Genomic DNA, 6,776 nt, shown 5'->3' on the forward strand with positions numbered 1-6,776 from the left:
TGTCGGAATTTCCGACAGCCTTTTTTATATTATCCCGCTATTTACTTGGTAGTAAGACCCCACCTCAAAATTCAGCGGAAGCAAAGAAGTTAGGTGGGGACTGATTAAAGTTTCACTTTATTGCGCAGAAAAAGCGATAATTTCTTCATAAACATGTTTAGGCTTTTCTTCAGGTAGTAAATGTCCTGTATTTTCGTAAGAAATAAATTTTGAATTCGGTAAATCTTTGTGTAGACGATGACCTACATGTACAGGGACGACGCGGTCTTTTTCACCCCAAATGAGCAAGATAGGTGTTTCGATTTTTTGTAATTCAGTTGAAGATAAGTCACCTTCACGGTCTCGTATCATGCGAGTTAAAGCGGGAAATATACGGTCGTCATAAAAAGGAGCGGAGTAACCTTTTTTCATTTCATCGTCAATTAATGAGTGATCATGAACGACATTCATTAAGTTATGAACAATACCGCGTCTAATAATCCAGTTCTTTACGTATAAATGAAAGAACGGTAAATAAGAAGAGTATAGTAAAGGTAAGGTTGCGCGTGCTAAATAGCTAGAGCTGCATAGTAAAATCGTTTTTGAAATGAGTTCAGGACGTATACGGTTTACATAGAGAGAAATTTGCCCACCCATAGAGTGCCCAACTAATACAATGTTTGAGAGAGATAAATGTTCAATTAAATCAATAATAATCGTTGCTAAATTGTGATAAGAATACTTAAACAGATGAGACTTATCACTTTTTCCGAACGGTGGTAAATCAAGAGCAATCACTGTTCCTGCTTTCGATAGTAAGGGAATGAGACGACGGTAACTAAATGAGGAAGATAAAAAGCCGTGAACGAGTACGAAAGTAGGACGTTCTGTTTTGTTATCGTGTTCATACAATTCGTAATGAATAGTAGTGCCGCGAGTGGAAAAAGTGAAATAAGGACAAGTATATTCGTGATTCATTTTTTGTCACTCCATTGATTTTTGTTCATATCATCTCCAAGGAAGAAGAAAATATGTTAACAAAAAAAGGCAAGATGACGATGTCATCTTGCCTTTCGTTTATTCAGTATTACCCGCGAACAATATTAGGCGGTGTTTTTCCTTGTAATCCTGCAACTAAATTTTCAGCGGCGGTCATAGCCATTTGCTGCCTAGTTTTTAATGTTGCAGATCCGATGTGTGGTAAAGTCACAACATTTTGTAATGATAAGAGTGGATTATCTTTTTGAATCGGCTCTTGTGTAAATGTATCGATACCTGCTGCAAAGATTTTCTTTTCTGTTAAAGCATGGATTAACGCTTCTTCATCTACTGTTTTCCCGCGAGAAGCATTAATGAAGATTGCTGTTTCTTTCATTAATGAAAATTCCTTTTCTCCGATAAGGTGATATGTTTCATCTGTTAATGGAGTAAGAAGAACAATAAAGTCAGACTGCTCCAGTAGCGTCTGTAAATCACAATATGTAGCATCGAATTTTTGTTCAGCTTCTTCTTTACGACGGCGGTTATAGTAAAGAAGATTCATATCAAATCCGAATTTTGCTCGTTTTGCAACGGCTTCTCCAATTCGGCCCATACCGATAATACCAATTGTGCTATGGTGTACATCTAGTCCGAAGTGTTCTTTTCCAATTTCAGCGTTCCATTCACCATTTTTCACATAAGAATCGAGTTCGCAAACACGGCGCCCAGCAGATAACATAAGGGCGAAAACGAGATCAGCTACTGTATCATCTAATACGTATGGTGTATTCGTTCCGATAACATTTCGGTTTTTCATCGCTTGTAAATCAAAATTATCGTAACCGACAGAAATGTTGCTCACTACTTTTAAGTTAGGAGCCACTGTCAGTAATTCTTCATTAATAGCAGATCCGAAATTTAATAACCCATCTTTATCTTGTATTTTTTCTAATAGAACATCACGGGGTACTTTCTCATTTTGATCCCATTTTTCATAATCACAGTGTTCTGATAAATAGTTTTCTACAAATGTTGGAACTGGTTCAGCAATATAAACTTTTGGTTTCACGATTCCATCCCCTTTCGCTTTATCACGCATTTTTCCACTGATTAAAGTTTCACTTTATTTTGACATAATTCAATAGAAAAATCTTCTTTTCAAACTGGAAAGGGTATTTGTATAATTTAAACACAAACGAAAAGGAAGGATGATTTATATGGTGACAGAAAAAGAATTAGAATTATTAGCTTGTCTTGAAAAGAGTAGTCGATTATCTGTAGATACATTAGCGAAGCTGTTAAATATAGAGGTAGAAGAAGTAAAGAAGATGGTTGCGAGGTTAGAAAATGAAAAGATTATTGTGGATTATGTAACACATATTGATTGGACGAAGGTGAAAGAACATACAGGTTTAACGGCAATGATCGATGTGAAAGTTACGCCAAAGCATGGCGTTGGGTTTGATGCGGTTGCTGAACAAATTTATCGTTATTCAGAAGTGAAATCCGTTTATTTAATGTCAGGGACATATGATCTTTCTATTACATTAGAAGGGAAAACGATGGGAGAAGTAGCGATGTTTGTTTCTGAGAAATTAGCAACAATTGAATCTGTTGTTTCTACAACTACTCATTTCATTTTGAAGAAGTATAAACATGAGGGCGTTATTTATGAAAAAGACGATGATGATAAGCGAATTTTGGTGACACCATGAAGCAATTTGAACTATCTAGATCAGCAGAATCTTTAAAACCATCTGGTATTCGAAAATTTTTTGATTTAGCAGCAAATATGAAAGGTGTTATTTCCCTCGGGGTAGGAGAGCCGGATTTTGTTACACCTTGGAATGTAAGGCAAGCATGTATTCGTTCTTTGGAACAAGGGTATACGTCATATACAGCAAATGCAGGATTATTGGAGCTCCGTCAAGAAATAGCAAAGTATCTAAAAAAACAATTTGCAGTATCTTATGATCCAAGTGATGAAATCATTGTTACAGTTGGAGCGAGCCAGGCGTTAGATGTAGCGATGCGCGCCATTATAAATCCTGATGATGAAGTGCTCATTATTGAACCGAGCTTCGTTTCTTATGCACCACTTGTGACATTAGCTGGAGGAGTTCCGGTTCCTGTGGCGACTACGTTAGAAAACGAGTTTAAAGTACAACCAGAACAAATTGAAGCAGCTATTACAGCGAAAACAAAGGCAATTTTGCTTTGTTCACCAAATAACCCGACAGGTGCAATGCTAAATAAATCCGAGCTTGAAGAAATAGCAGTGATTGTTGAGAAGTACAATCTAATCGTATTATCTGATGAAATTTATGCAGAACTTGTATACGACGAAGTATATACAAGTTTCGCGAGTATTAAAAATATGCGTGAGCATACGATTTTAATTTCAGGATTTTCAAAAGGATTTGCGATGACAGGATGGCGCCTCGGTATGATTGCAGCTCCTGTTCAATTTTCAGAATTAATGCTCAAAATCCATCAGTATTCAATGATGTGTGCACCGACGATGTCTCAGTTTGCAGCACTTGAGGCGTTACGCGCAGGGAACGATGAAGTAATTCGAATGAGAGATAGCTATAAGAAGCGTCGTAACTTCATGACGACATCTTTCAATGAAATGGGCTTAACGTGTCATGTGCCGGGCGGAGCATTTTATGTTTTTCCTGCTATATCTTCAACCGGATTATCTTCAGCGGAATTTGCAGAACAGTTATTGTTGGAAGAGAAAGTGGCCGTTGTCCCTGGTAGCGTATTTGGCGAAAGTGGTGAAGGATTTATTCGTTGTTCATATGCAACGTCGCTTGAACAACTTATGGAAGCGATGAAGAGAATGGAACGGTTTGTAGAAAATAAAAAAAGGACAAAACGTAATACGTTTTGTCCATAAAAGGGGGGGAATACTAGAAAGCCATGTGTTAGTAGTCTATCCCAATATTGGAGAATTATACTTCTTTAAGGGAAATTTTTCATGAATTTTGAATGAGTTCTGTCATAGTGGTATAATTTACTAATATAAGGTATACGCATTCTAGATAACGTTATCTAGAATGCGTACTAACCAATCGGATATTTAAAATAAATATATCTGCTTTGCTCTTTATAATTGTAGAGAGAATGGTAAACGTATGGGAGTGTTTCATATGTCAGAACAATATACAACAGGAGTGGTTGTAACAGGGAAAGTGACTGGAATTCAAGATTACGGTGCATTTGTAGCGTTAGATGCAGAAACACAAGGACTTGTGCATATATCTGAAATTACAAATGGATATGTAAAGGATATTCATGACTTTTTAAAAGTCGGCGATACAGTAGAAGTAAAGGTACTTTCAATTGATGAAGAGCACAGAAAAATGAGTTTATCGTTAAAAGCGGCGAAAAGAAAACAAGGAAGGATTCTTATACCGAACCCATCTGAAAACGGATTTAATACGCTGCGAGAAAAGTTGGCAGAATGGATTGAAGAGTCCGAGTTAACAAAGTAAAAGAGGAACGCATATGAGCGTTCCTCTTTTACTTTATCTTATGATATATATTTGCAAATATGATTGCATGCAATCATATTCGTATGTCGGAGGTGAAAGGACATACTGACTATCGAATTTCGTTTGTTTCTGGGTGTGTACCAAGATTTTCAGATGGTTTAAACAGTAAACCAAGATTGATAAGCCCAGATATACCAACGATGCCGTAAATAATACGTGCAAGAGCTGAATTTTGTCCACCGAAAATGGCTGCTACTAAGTCAAACTGGAAAAATCCGATTAGTCCCCAGTTCACAGCGCCAATTACAGTAAAGACTAATGCGATACGTTGCAAAGTACTCATGAAAAAGCCCCCCTTAATTGTGAAGCATGAGCAAGCGATGAGTTAATTAACTCTTTTATAGAATGGGGTAGTTATGTTGTTTTTATACATAAAAAATGTTCGAAAGATGATGTATATACATCTATACCGAAAAATACGAATTTTTATGCAAAAAATGAACTTTTTCTAAAAAATATATATTGGTTACGTTTACAATGGTTGAATCGCTTGATTTACAACTTCAGTTTCGCTAAAGTGAATACAGAAATACATATCCATAATTGGAGGGAAAAAGATGAGTACACATGTAACGTTCGACTATTCTAAAGCGTTATCCTTCATCGGTGAACATGAAATCACTTATTTACGTGATGCAGTGAAAGTAACACATCACGCAATCCACGAAAAAACTGGAGCTGGGAACGATTTCCTTGGGTGGGTAGACCTTCCGCTTCAATATGACAAAGAAGAATTCGCTCGCATTCAAAAATGCGCAGAAAAAATTAAAAATGACTCTGACATTTTACTTGTTGTAGGTATTGGTGGTTCTTACTTAGGGGCACGCGCAGCAATCGAAATGTTAAACCATTCTTTCTACAACACGCTTTCTAAAGAACAACGTAAAACTCCACAAGTGCTATTTGTTGGACAAAACATTAGCTCCACTTACATGAAAGATTTAATGGACGTATTAGAAGGTAAAGACTTCTCTATTAACGTTATTTCCAAATCAGGTACAACAACAGAGCCAGCACTAGCATTCCGTATCTTCCGTAAGTTATTAGAAGAAAAGTATGGAAAAGAAGAAGCTCGCAAACGTATTTATGCAACTACAGATAAAGCACGTGGTGCATTAAAAACACTAGCTGATAACGAAGGTTACGAAACATTTGTTATTCCAGATGATGTTGGAGGACGTTTCTCTGTATTAACGCCAGTTGGTTTATTACCAATCGCAGTAAGTGGCTTAAATATTGAAGAGATGATGAAAGGTGCAGCTGCTGGTCATGATGACTTCGGAACGTCAGAACTAGAAGAAAACCCAGCTTACCAATATGCAGTAGTTCGTAACGCTTTATACAATAAAGGAAAAACAATTGAAATGCTTGTTAACTATGAGCCAGCACTTCAATACTTCGCTGAGTGGTGGAAACAGTTATTTGGTGAAAGTGAAGGAAAAGATCAAAAAGGTATTTTCCCATCTTCAGCAAACTTCTCAACTGACTTACACTCATTAGGTCAATACGTTCAAGAAGGTCGTCGTGACTTATTTGAAACAGTTCTTAAAGTAGGTAAATCTACACATGAACTAACAATCGAATCAGAAGAAAACGATTTAGACGGATTAAATTACCTTGCTGGTGAAACTGTAGACTTTGTAAACACAAAAGCATACGAAGGTACATTACTTGCACATAGCGACGGGGGAGTACCAAACTTAATCGTCAATATTCCTGAATTAAATGAGTACACATTCGGTTACCTTGTATACTTCTTCGAAAAAGCATGTGCGATGAGCGGCTACTTACTAGGGGTAAATCCATTTGACCAACCTGGCGTAGAAGCATACAAGAAGAACATGTTTGCTTTACTTGGTAAACCAGGATTTGAAGAATTAAAAGCAGAATTAGAAGAGCGTTTAAAATAATAAAAAGCGACCGGAATCCGGTCGCTTTTTATTATTTTATCGAAAAGTCCATCAGTATATTCAAGCTAGAGTGGGTATGCTAAAGGAAAAGTCTTGGAGGGATGGACTTGATTCCAATTCAATCAAATTTAGAAGGACGTACATATGCGCTATTTAAGTTAGAAGAGATTATGAAACCACTTGGATATAGCATTGGTGGTAATTGGGATTATGATAAAGGATGCTTCGATTACAAAATCGATGAAGAAGATGGGTATCAATTTTTACGAGTGCCGTTTACAGCAGTAGATGGTGAACTGGATGTACCTGGTGTAGTAGTCCGTCTTGAAACGCCGTATATTCTTTC

Annotated in this window: 8 protein-coding genes (1 of these 8 cut by a window edge); 5 read left to right on the top strand and 3 right to left on the bottom strand. The window is 36.9% G+C overall.

All coding sequences use genetic code 11. The annotated features are described in order from the left end of the window. Positions 1 to 117: 117 nt before the first annotated feature. Both MHI28_RS22335 and MHI28_RS22340 read right to left on the bottom strand, forming a co-directional pair. Positions 118 to 957 carry an alpha/beta fold hydrolase gene (locus tag MHI28_RS22335; protein ID WP_001015203.1) on the bottom strand — a complete coding sequence of 280 codons (840 nt, stop codon included), beginning with the start codon at positions 955 to 957 and terminating at the stop codon, positions 118 to 120. Positions 958 to 1,066: 109 nt separating this feature from the next. Continuing rightward, the gene (locus MHI28_RS22340; protein WP_001205002.1) at positions 1,067 to 2,059 is read right to left on the bottom strand and encodes a 2-hydroxyacid dehydrogenase; all 993 of its coding nucleotides are present in this window, start codon (positions 2,057 to 2,059) and stop codon (positions 1,067 to 1,069) included. A gap of 118 nt (positions 2,060 to 2,177) precedes the next feature. Between MHI28_RS22340 and MHI28_RS22345 the strand changes: the two genes are divergently transcribed. The 3 genes from MHI28_RS22345 to yugI all read left to right on the top strand — a co-directional run bounded on the left by MHI28_RS22345 (position 2,178) and on the right by yugI (position 4,460). Beyond that, entirely contained in the window at positions 2,178 to 2,675 is a 498-nt protein-coding gene (locus MHI28_RS22345; RefSeq protein WP_000255695.1) for an Lrp/AsnC family transcriptional regulator, read from the top strand. Further along, positions 2,672 to 3,862 (top strand): aminotransferase, encoded by a 1,191-nt coding sequence (locus MHI28_RS22350; RefSeq protein WP_000808529.1) that lies wholly within the window; start codon positions 2,672 to 2,674, stop codon positions 3,860 to 3,862. The genes MHI28_RS22345 and MHI28_RS22350 overlap by 4 nt, the downstream gene beginning before the upstream one ends. A gap of 253 nt (positions 3,863 to 4,115) precedes the next feature. Continuing rightward, the gene (yugI, locus tag MHI28_RS22355; protein WP_000003764.1) at positions 4,116 to 4,460 is read left to right on the top strand and encodes a S1 domain-containing post-transcriptional regulator GSP13; all 345 of its coding nucleotides are present in this window, start codon (positions 4,116 to 4,118) and stop codon (positions 4,458 to 4,460) included. Between the two features lie 109 nt (positions 4,461 to 4,569). Here the strand turns inward: yugI and MHI28_RS22360 are convergent, their stop codons facing one another. Further along, positions 4,570 to 4,803: a DUF378 domain-containing protein gene (locus MHI28_RS22360; RefSeq protein ID WP_000105788.1), complete on the bottom strand. Its 234-nt coding sequence runs from the start codon at positions 4,801 to 4,803 to the stop codon at positions 4,570 to 4,572. A gap of 274 nt (positions 4,804 to 5,077) precedes the next feature. Here MHI28_RS22360 and MHI28_RS22365 point away from each other — a divergent pair, with 274 nt between their 5' ends. Both MHI28_RS22365 and MHI28_RS22370 read left to right on the top strand, forming a co-directional pair. Further along, positions 5,078 to 6,430, top strand: a complete 1,353-nt coding sequence (locus MHI28_RS22365) for a glucose-6-phosphate isomerase (protein WP_000103654.1) — start codon at positions 5,078 to 5,080, stop codon at positions 6,428 to 6,430. Positions 6,431 to 6,537: 107 nt separating this feature from the next. Further along, a protein-coding gene (locus tag MHI28_RS22370; RefSeq protein ID WP_000612326.1) for a YugN-like family protein crosses the window boundary here: on the top strand, positions 6,538 to 6,776 show its 5' portion. It continues 175 nt past the right edge of the window; 239 of the gene's 414 nt are visible here — the first part of the coding sequence; the start codon lies at positions 6,538 to 6,540; the stop codon falls past the right edge of the window.

Source organism: Bacillus sp. FSL K6-0268, from assembly GCF_038005425.1.
In the GTDB taxonomy this organism is placed as follows: domain Bacteria; phylum Bacillota; class Bacilli; order Bacillales; family Bacillaceae_G; genus Bacillus_A; species Bacillus_A thuringiensis_S.